The sequence below is a fragment of the Streptomyces sp. L-9-10 genome (genome assembly GCF_004151105.1).
Taxonomy (GTDB): Bacteria; Actinomycetota; Actinomycetes; order Streptomycetales; family Streptomycetaceae; genus Streptomyces.
The window spans coordinates 295,519-322,510 of sequence record NZ_PHRF01000027.1; the positions used below are offsets into that span (position 1 = coordinate 295,519).

28 protein-coding genes and 2 pseudogenes are annotated in these 26,992 nt (G+C 71.0%); 15 read left to right on the forward strand and 15 right to left on the reverse strand.

Features of this window, described 5'->3' with window-relative positions; all coding sequences use genetic code 11:
• Window positions 1–11: 11 nt before the first annotated feature.
• Genes CU044_RS07465 through CU044_RS07475 form a run of 3 tightly spaced genes read right to left on the reverse strand, consistent with a single transcriptional unit; the run spans window position 12 to window position 2,667 of the window.
• Window positions 12–1,037, reverse strand: coding sequence for an NAD(P)/FAD-dependent oxidoreductase (locus CU044_RS07465; RefSeq protein ID WP_129767649.1), 1,026 nt, complete (start codon window positions 1,035–1,037; stop codon window positions 12–14).
• The gene (locus CU044_RS07470) at window positions 1,034–1,558 is read right to left on the reverse strand and encodes an isoprenylcysteine carboxylmethyltransferase family protein (protein WP_129767650.1); all 525 of its coding nucleotides are present in this window, start codon (window positions 1,556–1,558) and stop codon (window positions 1,034–1,036) included. The genes CU044_RS07465 and CU044_RS07470 overlap by 4 nt, the downstream gene beginning before the upstream one ends.
• A 56-nt stretch (window positions 1,559–1,614) precedes the next feature.
• Window positions 1,615–2,667, reverse strand: coding sequence for a 3-oxoacyl-[acyl-carrier-protein] synthase III C-terminal domain-containing protein (locus CU044_RS07475; RefSeq protein WP_129767651.1), 1,053 nt, complete (start codon window positions 2,665–2,667; stop codon window positions 1,615–1,617).
• Between the two features lie 198 nt (window positions 2,668–2,865).
• On the opposite strand from CU044_RS07475, the gene CU044_RS07480 reads away from it, so the two are divergent.
• The gene (locus CU044_RS07480; protein ID WP_240045425.1) at window positions 2,866–3,747 is read left to right on the forward strand and encodes a UbiA family prenyltransferase; all 882 of its coding nucleotides are present in this window, start codon (window positions 2,866–2,868) and stop codon (window positions 3,745–3,747) included.
• 24 nt (window positions 3,748–3,771) lie between these two features.
• Here CU044_RS07480 and CU044_RS07485 read toward each other — a convergent pair whose 3' ends face one another.
• Window positions 3,772–4,512 carry a dienelactone hydrolase family protein gene (locus CU044_RS07485; protein ID WP_129767652.1) on the reverse strand — a complete coding sequence of 247 codons (741 nt, stop codon included), beginning with the start codon at window positions 4,510–4,512 and terminating at the stop codon, window positions 3,772–3,774.
• Between the two features lie 180 nt (window positions 4,513–4,692).
• Here CU044_RS07485 and CU044_RS07490 point away from each other — a divergent pair, with 180 nt between their 5' ends.
• Window positions 4,693–5,148 carry a TerB family tellurite resistance protein gene (locus tag CU044_RS07490; protein ID WP_129767762.1) on the forward strand — a complete coding sequence of 152 codons (456 nt, stop codon included), beginning with the start codon at window positions 4,693–4,695 and terminating at the stop codon, window positions 5,146–5,148.
• Window positions 5,149–5,217: 69 nt separating this feature from the next.
• Here the strand turns inward: CU044_RS07490 and CU044_RS07495 are convergent, their stop codons facing one another.
• Together CU044_RS07495 and CU044_RS07500 are read right to left on the reverse strand one after the other, a co-directional pair.
• On the reverse strand, window positions 5,218–6,399 hold the full coding sequence (locus CU044_RS07495) for an acyltransferase family protein (protein WP_240045406.1): 1,182 nt from the start codon (window positions 6,397–6,399) through the stop codon (window positions 5,218–5,220).
• Window positions 6,400–6,693: 294 nt separating this feature from the next.
• On the reverse strand, window positions 6,694–7,602 hold the full coding sequence (locus CU044_RS07500; protein WP_129767653.1) for an SRPBCC family protein: 909 nt from the start codon (window positions 7,600–7,602) through the stop codon (window positions 6,694–6,696).
• A 354-nt stretch (window positions 7,603–7,956) separates the two neighbouring features.
• Between CU044_RS07500 and CU044_RS07505 the strand changes: the two are divergent.
• A pseudogene (locus CU044_RS07505) lies at window positions 7,957–8,358 on the forward strand (hypothetical protein); the annotation flags it as partial.
• A gap of 262 nt (window positions 8,359–8,620) precedes the next feature.
• Here the strand turns inward: CU044_RS07505 and CU044_RS07510 are convergent.
• Window positions 8,621–9,574 carry a M48 family metalloprotease gene (locus tag CU044_RS07510; protein WP_129767654.1) on the reverse strand — a complete coding sequence of 318 codons (954 nt, stop codon included), beginning with the start codon at window positions 9,572–9,574 and terminating at the stop codon, window positions 8,621–8,623.
• Window positions 9,574–9,945, reverse strand: a complete 372-nt coding sequence (locus CU044_RS07515) for a BlaI/MecI/CopY family transcriptional regulator (protein WP_129767655.1) — start codon at window positions 9,943–9,945, stop codon at window positions 9,574–9,576. Before CU044_RS07515 ends, CU044_RS07510 begins: the two co-directional genes overlap by 1 nt.
• Before the next feature lie 127 nt (window positions 9,946–10,072).
• On the opposite strand from CU044_RS07515, the gene CU044_RS07520 reads away from it, so the two are divergent.
• The 4 genes from CU044_RS07520 (at window position 10,073) to CU044_RS07535 (ending at window position 12,605) form a co-directional block, all read left to right on the forward strand.
• A complete protein-coding gene (locus CU044_RS07520; protein ID WP_129767656.1) occupies window positions 10,073–10,780 on the forward strand; it encodes a DedA family protein in 708 nt (235 codons plus the stop codon).
• Window positions 10,777–11,412 carry a phosphatase PAP2 family protein gene (locus CU044_RS07525; protein ID WP_193563897.1) on the forward strand — a complete coding sequence of 212 codons (636 nt, stop codon included), beginning with the start codon at window positions 10,777–10,779 and terminating at the stop codon, window positions 11,410–11,412. The genes CU044_RS07520 and CU044_RS07525 overlap by 4 nt, the downstream gene beginning before the upstream one ends.
• On the forward strand, window positions 11,409–12,143 hold the full coding sequence (locus tag CU044_RS07530; protein ID WP_240045407.1) for a phosphatase PAP2 family protein: 735 nt from the start codon (window positions 11,409–11,411) through the stop codon (window positions 12,141–12,143). The genes CU044_RS07525 and CU044_RS07530 overlap by 4 nt, the downstream gene beginning before the upstream one ends.
• Window positions 12,144–12,233: 90 nt before the next feature.
• Window positions 12,234–12,605: a VOC family protein gene (locus CU044_RS07535; protein WP_129767657.1), complete on the forward strand. Its 372-nt coding sequence runs from the start codon at window positions 12,234–12,236 to the stop codon at window positions 12,603–12,605.
• A 27-nt stretch (window positions 12,606–12,632) separates the two neighbouring features.
• Here the strand turns inward: CU044_RS07535 and CU044_RS07540 are convergent, their stop codons facing one another.
• Both CU044_RS07540 and CU044_RS07545 read right to left on the reverse strand, forming a co-directional pair.
• Window positions 12,633–13,121 (reverse strand): GNAT family N-acetyltransferase, encoded by a 489-nt coding sequence (locus CU044_RS07540; RefSeq protein ID WP_129767658.1) that lies wholly within the window; start codon window positions 13,119–13,121, stop codon window positions 12,633–12,635.
• Between the two features lie 49 nt (window positions 13,122–13,170).
• Window positions 13,171–14,232 (reverse strand): acyl-CoA desaturase, encoded by a 1,062-nt coding sequence (locus CU044_RS07545; RefSeq protein WP_129767659.1) that lies wholly within the window; start codon window positions 14,230–14,232, stop codon window positions 13,171–13,173.
• A 208-nt stretch (window positions 14,233–14,440) separates the two neighbouring features.
• Between CU044_RS07545 and CU044_RS07550 the strand changes: the two genes are divergently transcribed.
• Window positions 14,441–14,797, forward strand: a complete 357-nt coding sequence (locus CU044_RS07550) for a PRC-barrel domain-containing protein (protein WP_129767660.1) — start codon at window positions 14,441–14,443, stop codon at window positions 14,795–14,797.
• A gap of 63 nt (window positions 14,798–14,860) precedes the next feature.
• Here CU044_RS07550 and CU044_RS07555 read toward each other — a convergent pair whose 3' ends face one another.
• Window positions 14,861–15,679 carry a lipase family protein gene (locus tag CU044_RS07555; RefSeq protein WP_129767661.1) on the reverse strand — a complete coding sequence of 273 codons (819 nt, stop codon included), beginning with the start codon at window positions 15,677–15,679 and terminating at the stop codon, window positions 14,861–14,863.
• 432 nt (window positions 15,680–16,111) lie between these two features.
• Between CU044_RS07555 and CU044_RS07560 the strand changes: the two genes are divergently transcribed.
• The 4 genes and pseudogenes from CU044_RS07560 (at window position 16,112) to CU044_RS07575 (ending at window position 19,887) form a co-directional block, all read left to right on the forward strand.
• Entirely contained in the window at window positions 16,112–17,317 is a 1,206-nt protein-coding gene (locus tag CU044_RS07560) for a hypothetical protein (protein WP_129767662.1), read from the forward strand.
• A gap of 28 nt (window positions 17,318–17,345) precedes the next feature.
• Window positions 17,346–17,951, forward strand: a pseudogene (locus CU044_RS07565) (DUF1796 family putative cysteine peptidase); the annotation flags it as partial.
• A gap of 167 nt (window positions 17,952–18,118) precedes the next feature.
• Window positions 18,119–18,871, forward strand: a complete 753-nt coding sequence (locus tag CU044_RS07570; RefSeq protein WP_129767663.1) for a PIG-L family deacetylase — start codon at window positions 18,119–18,121, stop codon at window positions 18,869–18,871.
• Between the two features lie 119 nt (window positions 18,872–18,990).
• Window positions 18,991–19,887 carry a YhjD/YihY/BrkB family envelope integrity protein gene (locus CU044_RS07575; RefSeq protein WP_129767664.1) on the forward strand — a complete coding sequence of 299 codons (897 nt, stop codon included), beginning with the start codon at window positions 18,991–18,993 and terminating at the stop codon, window positions 19,885–19,887.
• Between the two features lie 121 nt (window positions 19,888–20,008).
• Here the strand turns inward: CU044_RS07575 and CU044_RS07580 are convergent, their stop codons facing one another.
• The 3 genes from CU044_RS07580 to CU044_RS07590 form a co-directional block, all read right to left on the reverse strand.
• Entirely contained in the window at window positions 20,009–20,464 is a 456-nt protein-coding gene (locus tag CU044_RS07580; RefSeq protein WP_129767665.1) for a TerB family tellurite resistance protein, read from the reverse strand.
• Window positions 20,465–20,529: 65 nt separating this feature from the next.
• The gene (locus tag CU044_RS07585) at window positions 20,530–21,108 is read right to left on the reverse strand and encodes a TerD family protein (RefSeq protein WP_129767666.1); all 579 of its coding nucleotides are present in this window, start codon (window positions 21,106–21,108) and stop codon (window positions 20,530–20,532) included.
• A 74-nt stretch (window positions 21,109–21,182) separates the two neighbouring features.
• Window positions 21,183–21,758, reverse strand: a complete 576-nt coding sequence (locus CU044_RS07590; RefSeq protein ID WP_129767667.1) for a TerD family protein — start codon at window positions 21,756–21,758, stop codon at window positions 21,183–21,185.
• A gap of 381 nt (window positions 21,759–22,139) precedes the next feature.
• On the opposite strand from CU044_RS07590, the gene CU044_RS07595 reads away from it, so the two are divergent.
• The 3 genes from CU044_RS07595 to CU044_RS07605 all read left to right on the forward strand — a co-directional run bounded on the left by CU044_RS07595 (window position 22,140) and on the right by CU044_RS07605 (window position 25,996).
• Window positions 22,140–23,441, forward strand: coding sequence for an LCP family protein (locus tag CU044_RS07595; protein ID WP_240045426.1), 1,302 nt, complete (start codon window positions 22,140–22,142; stop codon window positions 23,439–23,441).
• Window positions 23,442–23,633: 192 nt separating this feature from the next.
• Entirely contained in the window at window positions 23,634–24,968 is a 1,335-nt protein-coding gene (locus CU044_RS07600) for a hemolysin family protein (protein ID WP_129767668.1), read from the forward strand.
• Window positions 24,965–25,996, forward strand: a complete 1,032-nt coding sequence (locus CU044_RS07605; RefSeq protein ID WP_129767669.1) for a hemolysin family protein — start codon at window positions 24,965–24,967, stop codon at window positions 25,994–25,996. Before CU044_RS07600 ends, CU044_RS07605 begins: the two co-directional genes overlap by 4 nt.
• Window positions 25,997–26,103: 107 nt before the next feature.
• Here the strand turns inward: CU044_RS07605 and CU044_RS07610 are convergent, their stop codons facing one another.
• Window positions 26,104–26,913: an SAM-dependent methyltransferase gene (locus CU044_RS07610; protein WP_129767670.1), complete on the reverse strand. Its 810-nt coding sequence runs from the start codon at window positions 26,911–26,913 to the stop codon at window positions 26,104–26,106.
• Window positions 26,914–26,992 lie beyond the last annotated feature (79 nt).

Below are 26,992 nucleotides of genomic sequence, written 5' to 3' on the forward strand. Positions count from 1 at the left end.
CGTATGCCCTCTCACTGGAGGGCGCGTACCGCCGCCGCGAAGACCGAGGGCATCCGGGCCGCCGCCGGGACGATCAGCCGGGCTCCCGCCGCGTGACCGCTGACCCTCAGCAGCCCCTCCGTCAGCATCCGGTGGCGCCGGGACAGGGCGCGCCACCGCCGCTCGTACTCCTGCGGCCGGCCCGCGCGCAGACACCGGACGGCCGCCTCCGCCGAGGCCAGCGCGAGCGCGATGCCCTCGCCGGTGAGGGCGTCGACATACCCGGCCGCGTCGCCGACGAGCAGTACCCGGCCCGCGCTGCGGCGGCGTACCCGCTGGCGCAGGGGGCCCGCGCCGCGCACGGCGCCGACCGGCTCACCGTCCAGCAGCGGGAGCAGCCGGGGGAAGCGGGCCAGATGGTCGTCGTAACCGCCCTTCACCGTGGTCAGTACGGCCACCCCGACCAGATCGTCCGCCACGGGTGTCACATAGGCCTCTCCCGCCCGCCCCGACGAGGACCAGTGGACCTCGACGAAGTCCGTCCAGGGCTTCATGCGGTAGTGCCGCCGCTGCCCGTACCGCCGGGGCCGCCGGTCGGGGACGTCCAGACCGAGGCGGTGCCGTACGGGTGAGCGCAGCCCGTCGGCGGCGACCAGCCAGCGCGCCCGCAGCCCGCCCGCGGTCACGGAGTCCGCGTTCTGCTCCACCGCGCCGACCCGGCCGGTCACGGTTCTGACACCCGCCTCCGCGGCCCGTCGTGCCAGCGCGGCGTGGAGTTCCGTACGCCGTACCCCGAGCCCGGGTCCGTCGTCGAACGGGGCCTCGGCCCGGTGGGTGCCGCGGACGTAGCGGATGCCGCGCAGCGGATGGCCCGGGAGCGGGCCGAGGCCGAGGGCGGACAGCGCGCGTACGCCACGCGGCATCACGCCTTCGCCGCACGCCTTGTCGACAGGGGTGGAACGGGGTTCGATCACCACCGTCTCCAGCCCGGCCAGCGCGGCGTGGACCGCGGTGGCGAGCCCGGCGGGTCCGCCGCCCACCACCAGCAGATCGATCACGGCCGGGCGCCGGCGGCGGCCGACTCCAGCGCGCGGTTCTCGCACCGTATCCGGATCGTCAGCAGTACCGCGTTGAACGCGGTGAACAGCAGCGCGGTGATCCAGGCGCCGTGGACGAGCGGCAGCGCGATCCCTTCCGCCGCCACCGCCACATAGTTGGGGTGCCGCAGCAGCCGGTACGGGCCGCCGGTCACCAGCGGAAGTCCCGGCACGACCAGTACCCGGGTGTTCCAGCGCGGGCCGAGCGTACGGATGCACCACCAGCGCAGCGCCTGCGCGGCCAGCACGACGGCGGCCATCGGCCAGCCGAGCGCCGGGTCGAACGGCCGGTCTGCCAGCCACACTTCCGCGAGACAGCCGAGCAGCAGCAGGGTGTGCAGCGCGACCATCGGCGGGTAGTGCCCGCGCCCCCGCTCGACGGCGCCGCGCGCCAGACTCCAGCGGGCGTTGCGCCGGGCGACGACGAGTTCGGCGACGCGCTCCGCGCCCACGGCCAGTACCAGCGCGGTGTACCAGATCATGTCTCCCCGTCCCTCTGTCTCTTCTCCCCTGTACCTCTCCGCCGACGCCGCCGGCCCTACCAGCGGAGCAGCACGAGCTCGGAGCAGAATCCGGGCCCCATCGCCAGCAGCAGCCCGTGGGTACCGGGCGGTGGCGGGCGCTCGGCGAGCGTGTCGCGCAGCACGTGCAGTACGGAGGAGGACGACAGATTCCCGACCGCCGCCAGCGAACGCCAGGTCATGTCGAGGGCGTCGGCGGGCAGTCGCAGGACCTCTTCGACGGCTTCCAGCACCTTCGGCCCGCCGGGGTGGCACACCCACGCGGTGATGTCCTCGCGCGTCAGTCCGTTGGAGGCGAGGAATCCGTCGACGTCCGCGGCGAGGTTCTTGCGGACCAGATCCGGAACGCTCGCGTCCAGGACGATACGGAACCCGGAGCCCGTGATGTCCCAGCCCATCGCCTGCTCGGTGTCCGGGTAGAGCCGGCTGCGCGTGTCGACGACGACGGGGCCGGTGGCCCGGCGCCCGGGGCCGCAGGCGACGACGGCCGCGGCGCCGTCCCCGAAGAGCGCGGTCGCGACGAGATTGGCGGACGAGACGTCGTCACGCTGGAAGGTGAGCGAGCACAGCTCGACCGAGAGGAGGACGGCCACTTCGTCGGGACGTCCGAGCAGATAGTCGTGCAGCCGGGCGATGCCTGCCGCTCCCGCCACGCAGCCGAGCCCGAAGACCGGCACCCTCTTCACGTCGGAGCGCAGTCCGAGCCGTCCGACGAGGCGCGCGTCCACGGACGGCGCCGCGATACCCGTCACCGAGGTGAACATCAGCAGATCGACATCGCGCGGGGAGAGCCCCGCCGCGTCCAGCGCCCGGCCGACCGTCTCGGCTCCGAGCGGCACGGCTCCGGCGATGAAGGCGTCGTTCACCGCCCCGAAGTCCTTGAGACCGTCGTACTGGTCGAGGGGGAGGGCCGTGTGGCGCGTCTCCACGCGCGCGCCGCGGTGCAGCCGGTCGAGTACCTGCCGGTCGGCACCTGCGGGCAGACAGGTCCTGGCGACCATGTCCGTGATCTCGTGCTGGGGGTACCGATGCGGAGCCAGGGCTCCATGGACGGCTGCGATGCGAGTCATCTGCGGTCCGGGGTCGGAGGGGGCGGCTGATGTGCCATCCCTGCCCCCGCTCGGTCGTGCCACACACGAAGTCGCCTGTACGGCCCCTCAGGACCGGTTGTACGACCGCGCTGTGACGGGCCGTCCGGCGGCCCGAGGTGCGGGCGTGACGGACCGGCCGCTGTCGGCGGTGCTGCTTACGATGGACGCGTGGACGCCATCGACCAGCCGGGAAGCATCGTCCGTACACCACTCGGCGAGGCTCCGGCCGGATGGCCGCGCCGGGCGGCCCGGCTGCTGGGCGCGTTGCTGGGCGCGTGCCATCCGGGGCCCACGGTCGCGGTGACGCTGCTGGTCGCGGGGTTCGCGGTGGCCGCCGGGCAGGACGCGTCCGGCTGTCTGCTGGTGACCGCCGCCGTCCTGACGGGGCAGTTGTCGGTCGGCTGGAGCAATGACGCCGTCGACGCGGCGCGGGACACCGCGGCCGGACGCCGCGCCAAGCCCGTGGTGGACGGGGCCGTCGGCGCGCGTACCGTACGGGCCGCGGCGCTGACGGCGCTGGTTCTGTGCGTTCCGCTGTCGCTGGCGTACGGCGCGCTCGCGGGCGTGGTGCATCTCGTGGGGGTGGCCGCGGCCTGGCTGTACAACGTCCGGCTGAAGTCGACGGTGCTGTCGTGGCTGCCGTACGCGATCGGGTTCGCTTCCCTGCCCGCCTTCGTGACGCTCGGTCTGCCGGGGCAGCCCCGGCCCGCCTGGTGGATCGTCACCGCCGCGGCGCTGGTGGGGGTCGGGGCGCATCTCGGCAATGTGCTGCCGGACATCGAGGCGGATCTCGCGCTGGGGGTACGGGGCTGGCCGCAGCGGCTGGGGCCGGCCGCCGTGCGGCTGCTCCTGCCGGCCCCGCTGGTGGCGGCGACGGTCCTTCTCGCGCTCGGCGGAGCGGGCGTGGTCGGTGCGGTCGCCGTCGCCGTGGCGCTGATCACGGCGGTCGGCGGCTCGCTGCTGGGCCGCCGCCGCCCCAAGGTGCCGTTCCTCGCGGCGATCGTGGTCGCGGGTGTCGATGTCGCGCTGCTGCTGTGGCGGGGGGCCGCGCTCGGCTGACCCGGGGCCCGCCGGGGTGCGGCGTCAGCCGGAGACGCCGAGCCTCTCGCGGAGGAAGGTGATCGTGCGCTCCCAGGCGAGCTGGGCGGAGGTGGCGTGGTATGCCTCGGGGCGGCCGTCGTTGAAGAAGGCGTGGCCCGCCCCCGGGTAGAGATGGATGACCGGAACGATCCCGGACTGGGACTCGATCGCGGTACGCAGTTCCCCGAGGCTCGACGGCGGAACGGTGTCGTCGTCCCCACCGTAGTGGCCGAGGATCTCGGCCTTGAGGTTCGAGAAGTCGGGGACACCGTCCCGGTTGACGCCGTAGAACGGCACGGCCGCGGAGACCCGCTGGTCCTTCGCGGCGAGACTGAGCACGAATCCGCCGCCCATGCAGAAGCCGACCGTGCCGATCGTTTCGCCGTCCGTCTCGGGCCGCGCGAGCAGATAGTCGACGGCTCCGGAGAGCAGGTCGACGCCCCGCTCGGTGGGCAGGTCGCCCATCATGCGCAGCGCCTCGCCGGAGTCGTGGGCGACCCGGCCGCCGTACAGATCCGGGGCGAGGGCGACGAAGCCCGCCCGTGCGAAGCGGTCGGCGATGTCCTTGATGTGGGCGGTCAGGCCCCACCACTCCTGGATGACGATGACGCCGGGGCCGTGTCCGGCGGGCGGTACGGCGAGATATCCGTACGCGGTCGTTCCCGCGCTCGGGAACGAGACGTTCTGCAGGGTGGATTCGGTGGGCGCGGTGGAGTCGTCGGAGTCGGTCGGCTCGGTGGCCATGGCAGGTGCTCCCAGCTCTGGTGTGCGGTGACGGAACGACATCGAGATCGTATGAAACACGGGCGTGCGGAGGGCGCGCGCCTCTCCGGGCCACACCCGGGTACACACGACGGGCACGCCGCGCCGGTCTCGCGCGTTGTCGGAGTGGCTCTGTGTGACACCTGAGGAGAGATGACGGAAATGGCCCTGTGGGACCGGTTCAAGGAATCCGCCGCGACGATGCAGACGCAGCTCATGGCGAAGAAGAACGACCTCAAGAGCGGCTCGTTCCGCGACGCGAGCATGGCGATGTGCGCTCTGGTCGCCGCGGCCGACGGCTCCGTCGACCCCGCCGAACGCCAGCGGGTCGCCTCGTTGATCGCCACCAATGAGGTACTGCGGAACTTCCCCGCGGACGACCTCCAGCGCCGCTTCGACGGCTATCTCAACCAGCTGACCGCCGACTTCGCGTTCGGCAAGGTGGGCGTGCTCCAGGAGGTGGGCAAGGCCAGGAAGAAGCCGGACGAGGCACGGGCCGTCATCCAGATCGGCATCGTCATCGGCGGCGCCGACGGCGACTTCGACAAGACGGAACAGGCCGTGGTCCGCGAAGCCTGCTTCGCACTCGACCTGCCGCCGCACGAGTTCGACCTCTGAGCGGACCGTCCGGCCGGACACGCACGGGGCGGTGGCCGACGGCCACCGCCCGCGTCGTATCTCCTGGCCTCAGCTGGTTCCGCGCCGCTCGGCGGGACCGGTCCTGGAGGCTGAACCGGGCCTGGGAGCCGGGTCGGTCCTGGGAGCCGGGTCGGTCCCGGGAGCCGGATCGGGCCTGAACGCCCAGGCCATGTCCGGCTCCAGCGCGAAGCGGAAGAGCCGCTGGACGGGGGGCGTACAGAGCAGCGTGACGACCACGCCCGCGAGGACGGTGACGAAGACCGGGCCGGTGGGCCGGTGCAGCCAGTCGGCGTCGTACCAGCCCCAGATGCTCGCGCTCTGGGCGAGGAAGCCGTGCAGCAGATAGCCGCAGAGCGTGCCGGCTCCCAGCAGCGTGAACCACATGCGGCGGCCGGGGACCCAGGCGAAGAAGCAGGCGGTCAGTACGAGGGAGCAGCCGAAGAGGGCGAGCGTCATCAGGATCCCGCTCCACCAGGGCGCGCCCAACTCCTGCGCGCTGTCGCGGTGGAAGAACCACGCCATGTTCATGCGGGTGACGGCCCAGTACGCGAAGACCACCGTGGCGGCGAAGACCGGAACGGCCAGAAGGCGTACTTCCTTGCGGCGGACCAGCTGGAAGTGCTCGGGCTTGAGCCGCAGGCCGAGCACGAAGAACGGCAGGAACTGCAGGACCCGCTGGAGATCGAGGTCGTCGCCGATGTCCGGGGAGAGGGAGGCGAGCACGGCGATCCCCAGCGCGACCGGGACGGGCCACCGCACCAGACGCCAGATCGGTGCCGTCATCCGCCAGACGAAGAGGGCGAGCAGGAACCAGGTCAGATACCAGGGGTCGAGAAGGGTGATCTCCATGGACGGATCGTCCGCGGCCCACCGGCGGAAGAGGCTGTAGGCGACCTCGAACACGATGTACGGCACGGCGATGCCGGTGATCAGCCGACGCACCCGGTCGGGCCGGAAGTCGAAACTCCGGGAGAAATAGCCCGAGATAATAATGAATGCCGGCATATGGAAGGCGTAGACGACGATGTAGAGCGCCGAGACCGCCCGGCTGCCGTCCCGCAGCGGCTCCCACGCGTGCCCCATCGCGACCAGCACGATCGCCAGGAACTTGGCGTTGTCGAAGAACGCGTCCCGCTTCTTGGCCGGTGGCGTGGCCGGCCCGGCCGCCGCGGCTTCCGCCGGTTTCGCGGTCGCCGTGGCCCGTACCGACTGATCAGTGAGCTGCGTCACAGAGCCTCCCAGAGGGAACCCGGATCGGCGAACACACCTCTTACGGAAAATGTGGGGGGAAATCGTGGGGCGAACATTCAAGGCACCCTAACCAGGGCCCCCGCCGGCTCTCCACCTGGGTGGCGCGGATCCGGAGGCCCCTACCGAGCCGTCACACACTCGCCACACGGCCTCCTTCCGGCCACATCCCCTCAGACGGCGTGAAGTCTCGCCGCCGGGCCCGGATTCACCGGACCCGCTGGACCCGGACCCGCCGGAACCGGACCTCTGGACCCGGACCCGCCGGACCAGGCCCTAGGCCTTGAGGAGGTCCGCCGCGAGCTGGTCGATCCGTGTCCGCCAGGCGGCCAGGACCGCGTCCGCGTCGGCTCCCTCCGGGCCGGTCTGGGTCAGCACCAGCCGGGCCCCGTGGCCGGTCCCCTGTCCCAGTTCCCAGGTGACCGACCCCTCGGGCTGCCAGGTATAGGTGAGCGACTTCGGCGCCCTGACCTCCGCGACATGGCCCGCCGGAACGTTCTCGGCGGTGAAGCCGACGGGGACGGGCAGGCCCGCCACCGGCTCGATGCCCGCCGACAGGACGTCCCAGACGGTCGCGGCCGGCCGTACCAGCTGCCGTTCCAGCCGGATCCGCGGGCCGGGGGCGTCGTCCCCGGCGGGCTCGGCGGTGCCACGGCCGAGACCGAACCGCCGTACGTACGTCTCGTGCAGCTCGCCCGTGTCACGGCCGACGGTGACCGGACCCCCGGCGAGCAACTGGGCGAGGGCGGCGATACAGAGGTGCCAGCCGGAGGCGAAGCTCGCCGCGCCCGCGAGATCGTCGAAGGTGTGCACGAGTGTGAGCAGTGAGCCCTCTCCGTCGGGCGCGACGGACCAGCTCAGATGGTCGGTACCCCAGGTGAACGCGAAGAGGCGGGGCTCGTCCACGTCCGTGACGGTGCCGGTCATGCCCGGTCCGCTGACGCCGGGGAAGTGGAAGCCCATCGCGCCACCGGGGGTGAGGTCGACGGTGACCTCCGAGGGGAACCACTGGGCGAGAGCGGCGGGTTCGGTGATCGCGGCCCAGACCCTCTCGGGAGGGTGCGGAAGCCTGCGCTCCATCCGCAGGGCGGTCCGGCCGTCGGCGGCGGTCGTCAGCGTGTCGTCCTGCGAGATGTCGTGCCAGGTGTGGTCGTAGGGGGTGCCGTCGTGCGGGTTCGTGTTCATGAGGGGTCGTCCTCCATCGCGTCGAGACCTGCCGGCCCCCGACGAGACCGGCGTCGCGCAGTACCCGCAGATGCTGGCATACGACCCCACGGCAAGAGACGCTCCAGCACGGCGCGGTGTCGTGAAATTTCCGCCATACGGGGCGGTGATTACGCTCCGGATATGGCCGGATCCGCGTCGTGACAGGACGTCAGTAAAGGCTTCATAGTTGGAAGTTCGGGCATTCCGGAGTCGCTTTCCACTCCCCCGGGAAATCGCTCTGCCACGGCACCCGACAGTACCCGCGCAACGTCACCGCAAAAGCACTGCGGCCCAGGCCATCAGGCTCCACAGAACGGCGCAAGGAGAGCGGCCGTGCATGACGAATTCCTGTGCCATGTCACCGCGTACGGAATCTGCGGTGGACAGCGTATCGGCGTTCCGCTGGGAACATATCGCGCCCCCACTCTGGCACTTGCACTGTGGTGGTTGCGGGATCGTGCGACCTGGATCGCGGAACGGCTCGATCCCAGCCCCGACAACGAACATTTTCCGGCCGCCGCGCTCACTCCGGTGGGTCGCGGCGTGCCGGACGTACCGACGACGCTCCGGGCCTGGCGGGACGATACGGCCCATCAGGACATGGTCGCCGAGCACTTGGCGGCCGGGCGTCTCATCCGTGTCGCCACCCGCGACGACACCACGGAATACGAGTTACTGGCGGAATCGGTGGACGCGCTGCGTATGGACCGCGCGCTGCCGCCTCTGATCACACCGGAAGAACTGCCGGAGCCTCTTCACCGGGACCGTCCACTGGTCGCTTCCGCACCCGGCTCCGCCCACGAGTACCGAAGACACGGCGGCGGTCAGGGCCTGAGGCCCGGGGGTGATGATTCCTTCGGGGACACCTTGGAGTTCGGCCGGATTTACCGGTGAAGGAGAAATGACGGACGCATGACAGACGAATGACGGCGGAACGGGGAACGGGCGACGGGGGGGGGGAACGGGGAATCCCGGGTTATCGGCACGGCACCGCCGGTCAGCGCCCGGGATCCTCTCCCTGCGCGATCTCGATATGGGTGTGCAGGTCGTTCGCCGCCCCCACGGCCGAGACGCCGGACAGCGTCAGGCACATCAGCAGCGCGCCCGCGACAAGACGGCGGGCCCGGGGCCTGAGCGCGGGCCGGCCGCTCGTGCCGGTACCCAGCAGCGCGGCGACACGGCGGGGCACCGGCCCCGCGGTCGCCGCGAGCACGGTCCGGGGCCTGACCGCACCCGGCCGGCCCGGCGCCCCGCGGGCGGCCAGCGCGGCGCGCCCGATCGCACGGGCGGCGAGACGCCGGTCACCGACGGCCGCGGCGGCGGCCTCGTCCGCGGCGCGCTCCAGCGCGTAGCCGAGCGGTTCGCGCAGCGAGCGCAGGGCGGGGTGGCAGAGCGCGGCCAGTTCCGCCGCCGCGAGCAGGACATGATGACGGCCGCGCAGATGGGCGCGTTCGTGGGCGAACAGCGCCTCGCGCTCGGGCGGTTCCAGGGCGCGCAGCATGCCGGTGGTGACGACGATCCGGCCGGGGCGCCCCGGCAGCGCGTAGGCGTCGGGGCGGTCGTCCCGTACCACCGCCAGTTCGCCGTCCGTACCGCCCGTGAGGGCCCTGGCCCGGCGCAGCTCCGCCCGGTCGCGCCGCGCGGCGGCGGTGAGCGCCGACGCACGCCGGACCAGCAGAGCTCCGGCGACGAGCGCGAGCGCGATGGTCACCGGGGGCGGTCCGGCCGTCAGCGGCTCGGCGAGTTCACCGAGGACGGCGACGGCGGGGAGATACGACGCGCCCGGTACCACCAGCAGCACCAGGGCCGCCGAAGCACTGGCGGCCAGGACCAGCGCGGCGGCGGTGAGCAGCAGGGCCGCGCGGCGCGGCGGGACGACCGCGGCGACCCGGCGGGCGGCCGGCGCCGCGAGGAAGGGCATCAGGAGCGGGATCAGTACGAGGTAGGTCATCAGGCCCCGCCGTCGTCCAGCAGCGAGCGCAGCAGCCGCTCGTCCTCGTCGTTGAGCTGCGAGACGAAGCGGGCGAGCACCGCGCTCCGGTCCTCGTCCTTCGCCAGCTCGGAGTGCATACGGCGGGCGGTCAGCCCCGGGGCGTCCTCGGTCGGGGAGTACGCGTAGCCGCGCCCCGAACGGATGCGCGTGACACTGCCCTTCTCGTACAGCCGCGACAGAATCGTGGTGACGGTGGTGCGGGCGAGCGATCCACCGAGCGCCTCCTGGACACGTCCGGGTGTGAGCGGCTCCCCGGCCGCCCACAGCGCCGCGAGCACACCGGCTTCCAGCTCCCCCGCCGGCCGCCGTTCCGCGCCGTCGTCGCCCATGGGAACGCTCCTCCCGCTCTCTTCGTCTACAGTGAAGTAGACCGTCTACAGAACTGTAGTCACTCGGGTCGTCATGCGGGACACCCCTGTCCGCCCCTCCGTCCACCATTATGGGAGCAGCCCTTCAATGGACGTATCCGCCCTCGCGACGACGCCGCAGGCCGTGAACCTTCTCGACGCGGGCTCACTGCTCTCCGCGTTCGGCGCCCTCGGCATCGCCGTCGTGCTCTTCGCCGAGACCGGCCTCCTCGTCGGTTTCTTCCTCCCCGGTGACTCACTGCTCTTCACCGCGGGGCTGCTCTGTGTCCCCGGCGCGAACGGAACCGCGCATCTCTCGCTCCCGCAGGTCCTGACCGCGTCGGTCCTCGGCGCGCTGCTGGGCGCGCAGACCGGCTACTGGATCGGCCTGCGCGGCGGCCGGGCGCTGCTGGCGCGAAGCCGCGCCCGCAAGCTGCGCGAGGGAGCGGCCCGCGCGGAGGAACTGCTCGAACGGTACGGCCACGCGAAGGCCATCGTGCTCGCCCGCTTCGTCCCGGTCGTGCGCACCGTGCTGAACCCGCTGGCCGGCGCCCTGAACGTGCCCGCCCGTCTCTTCACCCTCTGGCAGGTCCTCGGCGGCGTGCTCTGGACCGTCGGGCTCGTACTCGCCGGATACGCGCTCGGCTCGTCCGTGCCCAATGTCGACCGATATCTGATGCCCATCGTCGCGGTCATCGTGGTCATCTCGCTCGTTCCGCTCGCCCTGGAGGTGCTGCGCTCGCGCCGCGCCGCCGCGTCCCCGGCCGGGACCGGAGCCGCCGGATCCCTGCCCGAGTCCCCCGAGGAGGCACGTTGACCGCGAACGCGTGGGCGCCGGGCGCGTCCGATGAGCGATGGTTCGACGAGGGTCTGTACAGGTCCGTGACCGGCCTGGCGGACCGCTCGCCCGGCCCGCTGGACACCGCCGTCTTCCTCTGGTCCGCCTACGGTCTGGCCCTGTTCGGCGCGCTCCTGCTGGCGGCGTGGTGGCGCGCCCGGCCCGCGGCCGGCGCACCGCGGTCCTCGGCGCGTGCCGTCATGGCACTCGCCGCGCCGCTCGCGCTGGTCCTGGCGTACGTCGTCGGTCTGGCCCTCAAGTCGGTGATGCGGGAGCAACGGCCCTGTCAGACGCTGCACACGATCACCATCGAGGCCTGCCCTCCGCTGGGCGACTGGTCGCTGCCGAGCAACCACGCCGCGATCGCGGCGGCGGCGGCCGTCGCGCTGCTGTTCGTCGACCGCGCGCTCGCGGCGGTCGCGGTCCCGGCGGCGCTGCTGATGGCCGGATCACGGGTCTGGGTCGGGGCGCACTACCCGCACGACGTCGTCCTCGGGCTGCTGGTCGGTTCGGTGGTGGCCTGGGCGCTGATGAGCCTCGCGCGACGCACCGCTCCGCTGGCCGAACGGCTCCATGACACCCCGCTGCGCCCGCTGGTGGCCCGTCGGTGAGCCTGACGGCACCGTCGGCCCGCAGAGCCGTCCGCACGGCGCCGCTGATCGTCACCGCGCTGTGCGCCGGGGCCTTCGCCCTGCTGGCCGTGCTCGTGACGAGCCGCGGTGGCGCCCCGTTCCCGCTGGACACGGACGCGCTCGACTGGTCGGTCGGGCACCGCTCGTCCCCCGCGGCCGTCACGGCGGCGCGGGCCGTGACGGCGAGCGGCACCGGACCGTATCCCTATCTGTGCGCCGTCGTGGCCGGGCTGCTCGCCGGCCGGGACGCGCGGCACCGGCTGGTGGCGGCGGCCGGCGCGCTGGTGTTCCTCCTCGCGGGGCAGGCCGCCCGCTACGGGCTGCTGGCGGCCGTGGCCCGTCCCCGGCCGCCGATGGCGGACTGGCTGACCCACGCCTCCGGCTTCGCGTTCCCCTCCGGGCACGCCACCACGTCGGCGCTCGCGGCGGGTCTGCTGATCTGGGGCCTCCTCCGCTTCGGCCGCGTATCCGAGGCGATACCCGGACTGCTGAGAGGGGCGCTCATCGTGCTCCTCGTCTGCTGGGCCGTCGCCGTGGGGCTGAGCCGGATCTATCTCGGGGTGCACTGGGCGACGGATGTCGTGGGCGGATGGCTCTACGCCGCCACCTGGCTCGGGCTGGGCGCGTCCTTCATCCCGGCCCGATCGCATCTCCCGGCCGGACGGTCGCACCATGAACATTCGCCGTATCCGCCGCCGGACGGCCGATGAGTCTCGGACTCCGCGGGTGTCTACCTCCTCGACACCCCTGATCCCCTCTGATCCCCCCTGATCAACCCCGATCGAGAAAGGACGGCCGCCATGTTCGGCAGCACCCCGGCGTTCAGCGGATTCGCCGTGAACGACATCGAGAAGGCCAGGCACTTCTACGGCGACACACTGGGACTGACGGTGGAGGAGGAGCACGGCCTGCTGCATCTGCGTCTCGCGGGCGGAACCACCGTGCTCATCTACCCGAAGCCCGATCACACACCCGCGTCGTTCACGATTCTCAACTTCCCGGTGGACGACATCGACGCGGCGGTCGACGAACTGGGCCGCCGCGGCGTGACCTTCGAGCGCTACCCCGGGATGGAAGCGGACGAGAAGGCCGTCTTCCGGGGCGGCGGCCCGTACATCGCGTGGTTCACGGACCCGGCGGGGAATGTCCTGTCCGTGCTCCAGGACCGCTAGGACCTGTCGTCGAAGTCCCGTCCGCCCTCAGAGCGCGCGGTGCATGATGTGCAGCCCGACATAGCCGCGCGCCGGGTGCAGGAAGCCCTCCGGGAGCGTGCCCAGTACCTCGAAGCCGAGCGACCGGTACAGCTTCACCGCGTGCACATTGGTCTCGACGACCGCGTTGAACTGCATCGCGCGGTATCCCGCCGCGCGGGCCCAGTCGATCGAGTACGTACAGAGCGCCCTGCCCAGCCCGCGCCCCGCGTGCGCCGGGTCGACCATGTAACTCGCGCTCGCGATGTGCGAGCCGTTGCCCATGTGGTTCCGGTTCATCTTCGCCGTGCCCAGGACCGTACCCGCGTCGTCGACGGCGACGACGGTGCGGTTCGGCGGCGCGACCAGCCACATGTCACGCCCGTCGGCCTCGCTGAGCCCGAGGGGATAGGTGAAGGTCTCGCCCTCGGCGACGATCCGGTGGAAGAACGGCCAGATGACGGGCCAGTCCTCGGGGGTGGCTTCCCTGATCAGCATGCGGCCAGAATGCCCGTACGCCCCGCGGGCCCACCAGTGCTTTTCCCGCTCACGCCTCGGTGGCGGCCACGGCCGACCTGAGCGGGGCGCCCGCGTCGTGCAGGCTTCTGAGCGCCTGGCGGTAGGAGGTGAGGAGGCCCGTCTCCAGATAGTCGATCCCGAGCTCCTGGCAGTAACGCCGGACGAGGGGCTGGGCCCGGCGCAGATGCGGGGTGGGCATGCTCGGGAAGAGATGGTGCTCGATCTGGTAGTTGAGCCCGCCCAGCGCGAGATCGGTGAACCAGCCGCCGCGCACATTGCGCGAGGTGAGGACCTGGCGCCGGAGGAAGTCGGGGCGGTCGTCGCCGGTCAGGGTGGGCATGCCCTTGTGATTGGGGGCGAAGATCGAGCCGAGGTACAGGCCGAACAGGCACTGGTGGACGGCGAGGAAGGCCACCGCCTTGCCGGGCGGCAGGACCACGAACAGCGCGCCGAGATAGAGCGCGAAGTGGGTGAAGAGCAACAGGCCCTCCAGGCGACGCTGTTTCAGCGAACGGTCGGCCAGCGCCCGTACCCCGGCCACATGGAGGTTGATGCCCTCCAGTGCGAGGAGCGGGAAGAACAGATAGGCCTGCGAGCCGCCGATCAGCCGGGGCAGCCCCTTGGCCGCGCGCGCCTGGCCGCGGGTCCACACCAGTACGTCGGGTTCGACGTCCGGATCCAGCTCCACGTGGTTCGGATTGGCGTGGTGCCGGGAGTGCTTGTCCTGCCACCAGCCGTATCCCATGCCGATACCGAGATTCCCGGCGAGCCGGCCGGCCCAGGCGCTGGCCCGGCGCAGCCGGAACACCTGGCGATGTCCCACGTCATGCGCGACGAGGGCGACCTGTCCGAAGACGACGGCGAGGAAAGCGGCGACGGCGAGTGTCCACCAGCTGTCGCCGAGAAGGGCGAAGGCCGCCCAGCCGACCGCGTAGAGCACGGCGATGAGCGACATCCGTGCCACGTAGTACCAGGGCCGTCGGCGCATCAGGCCGGCCGCGGTGATTTTCCTCGCCAGGCAGGCGAAATCACTGCCGGTTTCCCGTCGCTTTTCGAGCACCGCGGGTTCACCTGAGGGATGGATCGCCATTCAGCCACGCCTTTCGGGTCGACCACGACCGTCTTGAGCCGGCTGGGTTGATTACGTACACCGACCGGGAATGTCTTTTCGAGTGTAACCGTCCGCCACCCCCGAACGGCGGATACGGGCGCGGCCGGCATCGGTCCGATACCCAGTCCGGGTACTGTCCTGGAAAAACGGATAAGAAGAGAATAAGCCGAGGAGAGGTGAGGCGCTCATGTTCGAAGCCGAGGACATCCGGGAGTGGCGCGGCCACGACGTGGTCGATGCCGAAAAGCGGAAGATCGGCTCGCTGGAGGCCATCTATGTCGACACCGCGACGGACGCCCCGTCGTTCGCCACGGTCACGGTCGGTCTGCCCATGAAACGGCGGCTGGTCTTCGTCCCGCTGGCCGACGCCACTGTCGGACCGGACTATCTGAAGGTCCCGTGGGACCGGAAACTCGCCAAGGACGCCCCGTCGATCGATACCGACGGAGAACTCCTCTCCGAGGACGAACCGCGGATCTTCTCGCACTACGGGCTGCCCTACGCGACCGGCGCGCAGGGCGAGCGCCGGCTCGGCCGCCGCTGAAAAAACGGCGCGGGCGCGGGGCGCGGCGGGAGAGCCGCGCCGCGCGCCATGGCCGCGTGGAGATCAGACGAGGTTTTTCTCGATATTCGCGAGATACGCGGGCATGAAGTGGTCGCGAATTCCGTCGGACGCGGGCGCGAACAGATCGGCGGTACGCCCCTTGATACGGTCCTTGAGCCCGTCGATCAGCGGCATCCGGTCGTGGAGTACGCCGTCGGCGTCGAAATACCTGACGTGGTCCACATGGGTGAACACCGGCGCCGGCGGGACCTGCGGAACGATGTCGTTGTTGTTGACGAAGCGGACGGTACGGCCCTTCAGCGCGGCGTTGTGCGCGACGGCGAGCAGCCGGTCGCAGGTGCGGGGCTGTCCGTAGGTGTAGATGCCGTCGGCGAGGATCCGCGGCTCCTCGAAGTACAGCCGGCCTCCGGCGAGCATGGCGAGGGCGCCGCCCAGGCTGTGCCCGGTGAACCACACCGTCTGGCCGCCGGTGCGGAACGCCTCGACGGCGGACCGTACGTCCGGATACACCGAGGCGAGTGCCCGGTGGAAGCCGAAGTGGACGAAGCCCTTGTTGCCCGGCCCCGGTACGGGCGGGGTGCTGGCGTCGGTCAGCCAGTCACGGATCTCCAGCGGCTGGGTGCCGCGGAACGCGACGACGATCATCCGGTCGCTCGCGGCGACGTACGCCTGGGTGTCCTCCAGGGGGAACGGCAGTTCATGGCGGGCCTCGAAGTGCCGGAACCGGTCGAACCCCCAGTCGGCGAGGACCGTCCGCGCCTCTTCCTCGTCGCGGTAGGCCAGCTCCGCGGCCTTCGCCAGCCAGTAGGCGTGGGCCAGTTGATAGCCGGTCGTCTGATGGTCGAGCGGGGCGACGGGCACGGCGAACCTCCGGGACGTACACGGACACGGACACGGGCGTGAAGTGACGCGTCCGATGATCGACGATTCCCCGCACCCGTCACATCACCGCGTTCACTCGCACGGGCGGCGTGCGGGAGCGCTCGGGGCATACGGGCGCCCCGCCCCGGCGTACTCATGTCGCACCTCGCCCGGCCTCGCCCGGCCTCGCGCCCACGACGCCTTCGGCGGGTTCGGCGACTTCGGCCGGTTCGGCGTTTTCGGCGTGTACAGCGCTCTCGTCGGACCGGGCCGAGGTGGCCGAAAATCGACGATCATCCTTCCGATTGGTCTGGACCACATGCGTGGTGACCGCTAGGGTCCCTGCCAGCCGACACTCCCGTACGAGCACCCTCCGACGGCCCCACCCCGCCCCGCTCCCCCGGTCGGCTCCGTACCAAGGACCGAAGTACCGTGATCGATATCGTTGTCGTACTCCGGGCCGAGGACGCCGTCCTCGACTTCCTGTCCGTGCTCACCGACGACGGCGGTGGCGAGACCCGGGTGATCCTCGCCGATCACGATCGCGCCGAGACGCTGATCCTCGGTGCGGACCTGGACACGGCGGAACGCCTCGCCCTGATCGCGTCCCATGTCAGGCCCGTGACGGAGGGCATCGCCTCGCCGGGGCCCGAGGTACTCGCCACGCTCCTGCGTCAGGCAGCCGCCGGACAGCCCTGCCGGATCTGGACACACTCCCCCGCCGACACCCGGCGCAGTCGCGGGCGCCTCGGCCGTGACACCGCCCTCGCCCGCGCCGCCGACGCCCGCCTCGCGGGGGCCGAGCTGCGGCATGCCGTCGGGTTCTCGCCGTACCTCCAGATCCTCAGCGATCTCGATCACTCGCTGGGGCGGGAACACATCGCGGCCAAGCTGGACTTCGTCAACGGCTCGTGCGGGCATCTGCTGGCCGAGCCGGACCCCGAGTTCGTCGTCCAGACACCCCATGTCCCCGCCGTCGAGCGGTTCTTCGACACCGACCCCGACCAGCGCGAGCGGCTCTTCGCGCTGCTCGCCAGCCTGGACGACGAGGCGGCGTCCGTGGTGGACCCCTGGGAATTCGGCAGTTCGCCGTACGAGGCACGACGGCTGGACGCCACCGCTGCCTGGGTACGGGAGCGGTGTGCCGGCAACGGCGACAGCTCCGGCTCAGGCTCCGGCGGCGCGCTGGTGGAGGTGGGGGCCTGTGAGGGCGCGCTGACCCACCGGCTCGCCGCCGCGGGCTTCACCGTACGGGCGACCGAGCCCAACGCGGTCTTCCGGCCCCGGCTCACCGCCGCGCTCGCCGGTACCGACGGGGTCACCGTGGACAGTGCCGACCTCGCCGAACTGGCCAAGGAAGACGGTCCTCGCGCCACCGCGCACCTGCTGATCGAGATGCTCTACTACGGCCAGGATCTGGCGCTCCTCGACGATCTGGCCACGGATCTCGTCTTCGTCGCGCTCGAACCCGAGGCGCTCGTCTCGCGCGTACGCCCCTGGCTGGAGCGGTCCACCAGCTGGCGGGCGGACGAGGAGACCGTCCTCGTACCCCCGCAACTGGAGACCGTCTGCGCGGGACGCGCCTATCTGAGCAAGCGCGGCAGCGTGGGCCTGCTCCTGCGGCGTACGAACGGCTGACCGCCCGGGGAGACCGGAGATGTACGACATGGACGACGCGTACGACCGTTGTGTCGGGCTGGGCTACCACTGTGAGTCCACCCATCAGATCCGCCGGATCACCGGCGATGACCGCGCGCACTTCTTCGACTGGCTCGATCTCGAATTCGAGTCCGTTGTGGAGACGATCGCCGGCGACTTCTCCGGCGTGCTGCGGCCCGGGATGGTCGAACCGTTCAGCGACGGTCACTGCGCGCTGGACCGGGGCTCCGACATCCGTTTCTTCCACGACTTCCACCCGGCGCCGGGCAGCACGCTCAGCCGGTCCGACATCGACCGGCAGCTCGACCGTGTGCGCGCCAAGTTCCGGGCGCTGGCCGACCGCTGGCGGACGCTCGCGCGATCGTCCGCGTATGTGCTGTACGTCCACCACGACGCCTTCGACGAACTCAGCGCCGCCGATCTGCGGCGGCTGCGGCTGGTCATCGCGACGGCGTACCCGCGCCACCGGTTCGATCTGCTCTGGCTGCGCCGTACCCCGCCGCCTGACGGCGGCGCCCTCGGCCCCGGAATCAGCTGGGGCACGGTCGCGGCCGTCCCCGGCCGGTGGGAGGGCGACGACGCCGAGTGGGACGCCGCCTTCCGCGAGGTGCGGTTCGCCGAGGCGCCCTCGCCGGCCCCCTCGCCCTCGCCGACGCCGTCACCATCCGTATCGCGTGGAGTCTCCGTACCGCGTGGGGTATCCGCAACGCGCGGAGTCTCCGCACCGCGTGGGGTATCCGCGACGCCCGCACCATCCGTCACCGACAGGAGCACGTCCGTATGACACCGCCCCCGCCCGCCACCGCGATCCTCTCCCCGCACTTCGACGACGCCGCGCTGTCGCTCGCGGGGCTGATCCCCGCGCTCGACTCGCCCGTCACCGTCGTGACCGTGTACGGCGGCGCGCCGTGTCCAGGACAGGAGGTCTCCTGGTGGGACACCACCTGCGGCTTCTCATCCGGCGGCGAGGCACATCTCGCCCGGGTGGCGGAAGACACCCGGGCCTGTGCGCTGCTCGGTGTCGAGCGGGTCGTTCTCGGGCATCCCGACGGTCCGTACGGGGACGGCGGCCCGCTCCACGAGATCGACACGTATCTCGCCGATCTCGCCCCCGGCACGCGGCTGCTGATTCCCCTGGGCACCAACCAGGCCGATCACACGAAGGTCCGCGACCGTGCGCTGCGGGTCCTCGGTGAACTCGGCAGGCCGCTCCCCTTCGTCTACGCCGACCTTCCCTATACGGGGCATCTCAAGGAGTGGGGCGGCGCGGAGACCGACACGGCCCTCGCCGAGAACGAGGACTACGGGCGCGCGTATCAGGACATCACGAGCCGCTACCGGACGCGGACCGTCCACGATCTGACGCTGTCCGACCAGCAGTGGGCGGCCAAGCGCGCGGCGGTGCTCTGTTACGCGTCGCAGCTGGCGCCGCTCGCCATCGACCACGGGCGCGTGATGGCCCGGGGCGGTCCGCTGCGCGCCGAGCGTGTCTGGGCGCTGGAGGAGGCCGGATCCCCGGGAGAGCCCGGCTGACAGGCGCCGCGCCGCGCCCCGCCCGCGACCTGTCCGCGCGGGCGGGACCGGGCGGGCGGCGCGGCACCCATCCGGGGGCCCTGCACAGGTGCGGCGTCCCCGGCGGGTAGTAGACGACCATGACCCGCAAGCGTTTCGGTGCGACGGAGCACAGACACCGGTTCCGGAGCCTCTATCGCTCCATCGCCGCGTCTGCCGCCGTGCTCGCCTGGAACCGCGGCCGTGAGATGGAGCTGATGCACCGAGCGATGAGCTTCGCCGCACTCGGCTTTCTCACTCTCGTGCCCCTGCTGATCCTCGTCGCGGCGGCCGACCCGGCGAGCGGTCAGGGGTTCGCCCGCTGGCTGGGGCAGGGGCTGGGGGTGTCGTCCTCCGCGCAGGCGGAGATCCAGCAGCTGTTCGGCAGACCGGGCCAGGCGTTGCAGCGGACGACGGCGTTCGGGCTCGCCGCGCTCGCGGTGTTCGGGCTGACGTTCGGGTCCGCCGTGCAGACCGGTTACGAGCGGGTCTGGGAGCTGCCGACGGCGCGCTGGCACACCATGTGGCGCCATGTCCTGTGGCTGGCGGTGCTCGTCTTCTTTCTCCTGCTCTTCGTCAACACACCCGTCACCTCCGAGTCCGTCGTCGCGATCGTGTTCGCGACGTTCGGTGATCTGATCGGGACGTGCCTCTTCTTCTGGTGGTCGCAGCGGGTGCTCCTGGCCGGCCGCGTCCGCTGGCCGGCGCTCCTGCCGGGAGCCATCGCGACCGCGCTGGGACTGCTCGGACTCCGGGTGTTCTCACGCGTCGTCTTCTCTCCGCTGATCGCCGCGAACGCGGTCACCTACGGCCCGTTCGGGACGGTTCTGGTCATCCAGTCCTGGCTGGTCGGCGTCGGCTTCGTCGTCTACGGTGGCGCGCTGGTGGGGCGCCTCTTCCACGAGCACCGCATGCACCGGCGGATCCAGCGCTGTATCGACGCCTACGACGAGACGGATCCCCCCGACGGGACGGACCGAACGGACGGACCAGGCTGAGCCGACGGAACAGGGTGCGCTGCGGCCGGGACCACGGCGGTACGCCAACCCCGCCGTGAGAGCGCCCGAGGGGCGTGCCGTCCTGGAGACGGCACGCCCCTGCTCATGACCGTCGGAACCGTCAGAGGTCGAACTCGCCCGGCGCGATGCCGACCGCGAAACAGGCCTCGCGGACGACGGCGCGCTCGCTCTCGTCGAAGTCGCCGTCCGCGCCGCCGATGACGATGCCGATCTGGATGACCGCGCGGGCCTCGGTGGGCTTCTTGGCGACCTTGCCGATGGTCTGCAGGACGCCGACCTTGCCGAAGTCGAAGTCGGCGGTCAGCTTCTGGCAGTAGTCGTTGAAGCGCGTCTGCAGATCGTCCGCGGGGAAGTTCTGCAGTACGTCGTTGGTCATGATCAGCGAGGCGACGCGCTGGCGCTCGGACGGGTCGATGGAGCCGTCGGCCGCCGCGACCAGCGCGCACATCGCCATGCTGGCGTCACGGAAGGCGCCGCTCTTGAGGTCGTTCTTCTTCGCGTTCAGCTGCGTCTGCATCGACGCGGCGGAATCCTTGATGCGGTCCCACAGGGCCACGTGGAGTCTCCTGGAAAGTGAGAGCGGAAAGTGAGTGCGGCGGGGGTGAGGGGTGCGGACGTGGTCTAAAGGTGGGGGACCACGGCCGGCATGAGGTCCTGGAACGTACGTCCCTCGGCGGGGGTGCCGATGGCGGACATCTGCCAGCCACCACCGGAGCGGTACACCTTGGCCATGACCTGCGCGGTGTGCTTGCCACCGCCGGTGAGTGTGTAGCGGGCCAGTTCCTGGCCGTTGGTCTCGTCGACCAGCCGGCAGAAGGCGTTGTCGACCTCTTCGAAGGTCTGGCCGGTGAAGGAGTTGACGGTGAAGACGATCTGGTCGACATGGACGGGGACGCGCTGGAGGTCCACGACGATCGACTCGTCGTCACCGCCCTGTCCCGCGCCGCCGACCCGGTTGTCGCCGGTGTGCCGCACCGAACCGTCGTCGCTGGTCAGATGCTGGAAGAAGACGACATCCACGGCCTCCTTGCCGGCGAAGAGCAGCGCCGACGCGTCCAGGTCGATCTCGCGGGCGGTCAGCCGGGCGAGGAAGCCCTTGCGGGCCGCCTGCCAGCCGAGGCCCATGCGGACGACGGTGAGTTCACCTCCGCCGGACTTGGTCAGGCTGATCTGCTGGCCCTTGGCAAGGTTGACGCTCATCGTTCGCTCCTGGGGGGCGTGGGGGTCGGACGCGCGGGTCGGTACGCGGATACACGCGGGTACGGGGACGGACGTCAGACGTTGACGCCGTAGTCGGAGGCGATACCGGCGAGGCCGGAGGCGTACCCCTGGCCGATGGCGCGGAACTTCCACTCGGCGCCGTTGCGGTACAGCTCGCCGAAGATCATCGCGGTCTCGGTCGAGGCGTCCTCGCTGAGGTCGTAGCGCGCCAGCTCGGCCCCGCCCGCCTGGTTGATCACCCGGATGTACGCGTTGCGGACCTGGCCGAAGGACTGGCCGCGGGACTCCGCGTCATGGATCGACACCGGAAAGACGATCTTGGTGATATCGGCGGGCACGGCGGCCAGATCGACCTTGACCGTCTCGTCGTCGCCCTCGCCCTCACCGGTGAGGTTGTCCCCGGTGTGCTCGACCGAACCGTCCGGGCTGGTCAGGTTGTTGTAGAAGACGAAGTGCCGGTCGGAGCCGACCTTGCCGGAGCCGTCGACCAGCAGGGCGCTGGCATCCAGGTCGTGATCGGCGCCGGTGGTGGTCCGTACGTCCCAGCCGAGGCCGACCAGCACGGCGGTCAGACCGGGAGCCTCCTTGCTCAGCGAGACGTTGCCGCCTTTGGCGAGGCTCACACCCATATTGCTTCCCTTCTTCCGTCCCGGAACCGGGCACGTCTTCCGTCCCGGGCACCGGGCACGCCGGACGTTCCGGTGCCACGCGGTGCCGTATGGCACGATCGTAAATCTACAACACTGTAGAAGTTTGCCTGTCGCGAAGGTGCGCCGTGCGGAGTCGGCGAGGATGCCCCAGTTCTTTCTACAAGTTTGTAGAGAAAGTAGAGTGCATCTGTCGCACGGGGCGATGACCGGCCTGTCCGGACGGACGGCGGCCGGCGACGGGCACGGAGGATCAGCGTGGGCAGGGAATCCAGCGGGCGGCGGGGGCATTCGGCGGGTGGGGGGCATCGCGGCGGCCGGCGGGCGGGCAGGACCAGGCTGACCCGGCGGGGCCGAATAGCCGTGTGGTCGGGCGGGGCACTGGCCGTGGCGCTCATCGGCGTATCGGGTGCGGCGGCCTGGATCTACCAGGACCTCAACGGCAATATCCACTCCGCCGACGTGGACAACAGGATCGGCGGCGACCGGCCGGTCAATCTGAGCCCGGGGTCCAAGAACATCCTCGTGGTGGGGTCCGACTCACGAGGCGGCGACAACGCGAAGTACGGCGAGGGCCTGACCACCATGCAGTCGGACACGCTGATGGTCCTGCATGTGTCCGCCGACCGTAAGTGGGCCACGGTCGTGTCGCTTCCCCGCGACTCGTGGGTGGACATACCGGCGTGCGACAAGGGGGACGGCAGCAAGTCCGCGCCCCACAAGTTCAAGATCAATGAGGCGTTCGCCATCGGCGGTACGACCGGCGAGGTGTCCGGCGCCGCCGCCTGCACCATCAGGACGGTGGAACAGAACACCGGCCTGCGCATGGACCACTTCATGTCCGTCGATTTCCAGGGCTTCAAGGGCATGGTCAACGCGCTGGACGGCATCGAGGTCTGCCCCGAGACCGCCATCCACGACAAGAAGGCCCATCTCGACCTGGACGCCGGGTGCCAGACGGTCAGGGACGAGGCGGCCCTCGGATACGTCCGTACGCGCTACAGCGTCGGGGACGGCTCGGATCTGGGGCGCATCGGCCGCCAGCAGGAGTTCATGGAGGCCCTGGCGGCCAAGGCCCAGGAGAAACTGACCAGCCCGAACGCGCTGTACGGTTTCCTGGACTCGGCGACCAAGTCGCTGACCACGGACAAGGCGCTGGCGGGCATCAAGCCCCTCTCCGGCCTCGCGTCCGAGGTCAAGGGAATCCCCACCGACCGGCTGACGTTCCTCACGGTGCCGAACTACGCGCGGGAGGCGGACGCGCCGGCCGACAAGGCGAACGTCGTCTGGCAGTACCCGCAGGCGGCGGAGTTGTTCGCCGCCCTGGCGAAGGACGACGAGGTCGACAAGGAGAAACTGGAAGCCGACGCGAAGAACCCGGTCTACGCCCATACGGTGCGGGTCCAGGTCCTCAACGGCTCCGGCACGAGGGGGCGGGCCGCGTCGGTCGCGGAGACACTGCGGTCGGTGGGATTCACGGTCGTCGGTGTCGGCAACGCGCCGGAGGACACCAAGAAGACCACGGTCGGTTATCCGCAGGACCAGGCGGGACCGGCCGAGGTACTGGCCTCACGGCTGCCGGGCAGCGTCGCCCGGGAGGACGCGACGGCCGCCCCGGGCGTGGTGACACTCACCGTCGGCAAGGACTTCGGCGCCGTCCGGTAATCCGGGCGATGGCGTGAGCCGGACACGGCATTGCACTTCTTTGCGAATCCTTTACTATTGCTGGGCGGGGTGTCCACTCCGCCCTTCACCACCTACCTGACCAAGAAGGAGCTGCGGTCCCGCAATGGGTGAGCCTCCCAGTACGAGCCGTGCCGTCCCCGTCCCGTCGAGCGATGGAACGGAGGTGGCACGGTGACCGAGCTGCTTCTGCTGCTCCTCGCTCTCGCGCTCACGCTCGCTTGTGCGGTGTTCGTAGCGGCCGAGTTCTCCCTGACGACCATCGAGCGCGGCGAGCTGGAGCGTGCCGCCGCCGCTGGTGAGCGCGGCGCCGCCAGCGCGCTGGCGGCGGTCAAGCGGCTGACCTTCCAGCTCTCCGGCGCCCAGCTGGGCATCACGGTGACCTCGCTGGTCATCGGCATGCTCGCGGAACCGTCCCTGGCCCTGCTCCTGCGCGGCCCGCTGGAGGCGGTCGGCCTGCCGGCGGGCGCGGTGTCCACCGTCGCCACCCTGCTGGGCGTCGCCCTGTCCACCGTCGTACTGATGGTCATCGGCGAACTGGTCCCCAAGAACTGGGCGATCTCCAACCCGCTCGCGGTCGCCAAGGTCGTGGCGGGGCCGCAGCGCGGCTTCACCGCCGCCTTCACCCCGCTGATCAGGCATCTCAACAACACCGCGAACCGTCTGGTGCGCCGCTTCGGGCTGGAGCCCGCCGAAGAGCTGGCCTCCGCCCGTACCCCCGAGGAGCTGGTCGCCCTGGCGCGGCACTCGGCCCGGGAGGGCGCCATAGAGGCGGACTCCGCCGAGCTGTTCGTACGGACCCTGCATCTGGCGGACCTGACCGCGGAGAACGTGATGACGCCGCGCGTGGACGTACGGGCCCTGGAGGCCCACGCCACCGCCGCGGACGCGGCGAACCTGACGCTGGCGACCGGCCTGTCCCGGTTCCCGGTCTACCGCGACAGCCTCGACGAGGTGATCGGCACCATCCATATCCGCGATGTCCTCGCGCTGGACGAGAACAGGCGCGGCGACACCCTCGTGACCGAGCTGGCCACCAGCCCGCTGCTCGTCCCGGACTCCCTTCCGGTGGACCGGCTGCTGCGGCGCCTGCGCGAGTCACGGACGATGGCCGTGGTCATAGACGAGTACGGCGGCACCGCGGGCGTCGCCACCGTCGAGGACATCGTCGAAGAGGTCGTCGGCGAGGTACGCGACGAGCACGACCCGGACGAGACCCCCGACCTGGCACCGGGCCGGCCGGCCGCCGACGGCCGCCGCGTATGGGAGGCGGACGGCAGTGTCCGTCTCGACCAGCTCGCGGAGATCGGCTTCGACGCACCGGAGGGGCCGTACGAGACGCTCGCCGGGCTGCTCGCGACCCGGCTGGGGCGGCTGCCCGTCCTGACCGACACGCTGGAGATCGAGGGCTGGCGGTTCGCGGTCCTGCGGATCGAGCACCACCGGGCCGACCGGGTCGGGATCACCGCGCCCGCACTGGCCACCCAGCTCGCGGAGGACAAGCGATGACCGGCCTGCAACTCGCCATCGGCGTGTTCACCCTGTTCACCAACGCGTTCTTCGTCGGCGCCGAGTTCGCCCTGATCTCCGTACGGCGCAGCCAGATCGAGCCCCTGGCGATCAAGGGCAGCCTCCGGGCCAAGACCACCCTGTGGGGCCTGGAGCATCTGTCCGCGGCCATGGCCACGGCCCAACTGGGCATCACCATCTCCTCGTTGGTGCTGGGCGCCGTCGCCGAACCGGCGATCGCCCATCTGCTGGAGCCGCCGTTCGAGGCGATCGGTGTGCCGGGTGCGCTGATCCACCCGATCGCGTTCGTGATCGCGCTGACCCTGGCGACGTATCTGCACATGCTGATCGGCGAGATGGTGCCCAAGAACATCGCGCTGGCCGCGCCGGCTCCGACCGCGCTCGCGCTGGGGCCCGCCCTGGTCGGGCTGACCCGGGCGCTGCGCCCGGTGATCTTCGGTATCAACGCGCTCGCCAACGCCATCCTGCGGCTGCTGAAGGTCGAGCCCAAGGACGAGGTCGCGTCGGTCTTCACCGACGACGAACTCGCCCGTCTGGTCAAGGACTCCAGCGAGGCGGGACTGCTGGACCCCGCGGACGGCGAGCGGCTGCGCGACGCCCTGGAGCTGGGCACGCGTCCGGTGGGTGAGGTGATGGTCCCGCTCAACCGGGTGATCACCGTCGACCACCAGGTCACCCCGCAGCAGTTGGAGCGCACCGCGGCGTCCTCCGGCTTCTCGCGGCTGCCGGTCACCGGACCCGACAACACGATCCTCGGCTATCTGCACATCAAGGACGCCCTCGGTGCCGGGGAGCGGACCCGGCCGTTCCCGCGCTCCGCGCTGCACACGGTGATCAGGGTCGAGATCGACACCCCGCTCGACGACACCATGACGGCCATGCGCGCCGCCGGTACGCACCTCGCCGCCGTCAGCGGCGACAAGGGGACCGTCATCGGCTTCGTCACCATGGAAGACGTCCTGGAGGAACTTGTCGGCCCCGCGGCCGGCTCACCGACCGCCGCGTAGCCGCGCGGCGGAAGAGCGGCCGGTGCCCCGCCCCGGGCACCGGCCGCTTCTTCTTTTCGGCGGTCAGGGTGTGTGTTTCGGGTGGTCAGGGTGTGCGTTCGGGGCGGTCAGGGTTTGCGCGCCACTCCGACGTAGCAGGCGGCTTCCTTGTTGCTGACGCTCCCGCTCTGCTCCTCGGGGTCGGGGCGCCACGCGTGCGAGGGCGTGATCCCCGGCTCGATGAGCCGCCAGCCGGCGAAGAACCGGGCGATCTCCTCGCGGGTGCGCGCCTGTCCCGGCGTGCCCGCGGCGCGGTAGGCGGTGGTGAGCCGCGCGATGCCCTCCGGGTCGAACTCGGTGGTGACATGTGCGATGGCGAGCGTGGAGCCGGACGGCAGCGCGGACTTGAGGCGTTCGACGATGTCATGGGCGTCGTGCTCGTCGGTGACGAAGTGGAGCAGCGCGTTGAGGCTGAGCGCTATGGGGCGGGTGAAGTCGAGCGTCGCGCGTATCTCCTCGGCGGCCAACAGGGCCTCGGGGGCGGTGACATCGGCCTCCGCGTACGCGGTGCGCCCCGCGGGGTGGCTGTGCAGCAGCGCGCGGGCGTGGGCCAGCACGATCGGATCGTTGTCCGTGTAGACGACGTGTGCCTCCGGGACCTCCCGCTGCGCGACCTCGTGAAGGTTCGGAGAAGTGGGGATTCCGGTGCCGATGTCGAGGAACTGCCGCATGCCCTGCCGCGCGAGGAAGCGGACGGAGCGGTGCATGAAGCGCCGGTTGATCCGGGCGGTGGAGAGAATGGAGGGGAAGGCGGAGATGGCCCTCGCGGCGGCCTCACGGTCCGCGGGAAAGTTGGTCGTCCCGCCCAGATAGTAGTCGTACATACGGGCGGAATGCGCCCGGTCCAGTTCAAGATCCACCGCACCGTTGTCGCCCATCGCGCGACCCCCGTCCTCATCGCCGGATAACAGTCGGTGACTTCCCACCGCCGCATGCGGACAACCGTACGAGATGGCC

What these genes read in the sequence shown, in the direction of transcription:
- CU044_RS07470 (WP_129767650.1), bottom strand. Translation starts at nt 1,558, where the DNA reads ATGATCTGGTACACCGCGCTGGTACTGGCCGTGGGCGCGGAGCGCGTC.
- CU044_RS07475 (WP_129767651.1), bottom strand. Translation starts at nt 2,667, where the DNA reads ATGACTCGCATCGCAGCCGTCCATGGAGCCCTGGCTCCGCATCGGTAC.
- CU044_RS07485 (WP_129767652.1), bottom strand. Translation starts at nt 4,512, where the DNA reads ATGGCCACCGAGCCGACCGACTCCGACGACTCCACCGCGCCCACCGAA.
- CU044_RS07490 (WP_129767762.1), top strand. Translation starts at nt 4,693, where the DNA reads ATGGCCCTGTGGGACCGGTTCAAGGAATCCGCCGCGACGATGCAGACG.
- CU044_RS07500 (WP_129767653.1), bottom strand. Translation starts at nt 7,602, where the DNA reads ATGAACACGAACCCGCACGACGGCACCCCCTACGACCACACCTGGCAC.
- CU044_RS07510 (WP_129767654.1), bottom strand. Translation starts at nt 9,574, where the DNA reads ATGACCTACCTCGTACTGATCCCGCTCCTGATGCCCTTCCTCGCGGCG.
- CU044_RS07515 (WP_129767655.1), bottom strand. Translation starts at nt 9,945, where the DNA reads ATGGGCGACGACGGCGCGGAACGGCGGCCGGCGGGGGAGCTGGAAGCC.
- CU044_RS07520 (WP_129767656.1), top strand. Translation starts at nt 10,073, where the DNA reads ATGGACGTATCCGCCCTCGCGACGACGCCGCAGGCCGTGAACCTTCTC.
- CU044_RS07535 (WP_129767657.1), top strand. Translation starts at nt 12,234, where the DNA reads ATGTTCGGCAGCACCCCGGCGTTCAGCGGATTCGCCGTGAACGACATC.
- CU044_RS07540 (WP_129767658.1), bottom strand. Translation starts at nt 13,121, where the DNA reads ATGCTGATCAGGGAAGCCACCCCCGAGGACTGGCCCGTCATCTGGCCG.
- CU044_RS07545 (WP_129767659.1), bottom strand. Translation starts at nt 14,232, where the DNA reads ATGGCGATCCATCCCTCAGGTGAACCCGCGGTGCTCGAAAAGCGACGG.
- CU044_RS07550 (WP_129767660.1), top strand. Translation starts at nt 14,441, where the DNA reads ATGTTCGAAGCCGAGGACATCCGGGAGTGGCGCGGCCACGACGTGGTC.
- CU044_RS07570 (WP_129767663.1), top strand. Translation starts at nt 18,119, where the DNA reads ATGACACCGCCCCCGCCCGCCACCGCGATCCTCTCCCCGCACTTCGAC.
- CU044_RS07575 (WP_129767664.1), top strand. Translation starts at nt 18,991, where the DNA reads ATGACCCGCAAGCGTTTCGGTGCGACGGAGCACAGACACCGGTTCCGG.
- CU044_RS07585 (WP_129767666.1), bottom strand. Translation starts at nt 21,108, where the DNA reads ATGAGCGTCAACCTTGCCAAGGGCCAGCAGATCAGCCTGACCAAGTCC.
- CU044_RS07590 (WP_129767667.1), bottom strand. Translation starts at nt 21,758, where the DNA reads ATGGGTGTGAGCCTCGCCAAAGGCGGCAACGTCTCGCTGAGCAAGGAG.
- CU044_RS07605 (WP_129767669.1), top strand. Translation starts at nt 24,965, where the DNA reads ATGACCGGCCTGCAACTCGCCATCGGCGTGTTCACCCTGTTCACCAAC.
- CU044_RS07610 (WP_129767670.1), bottom strand. Translation starts at nt 26,913, where the DNA reads ATGGGCGACAACGGTGCGGTGGATCTTGAACTGGACCGGGCGCATTCC.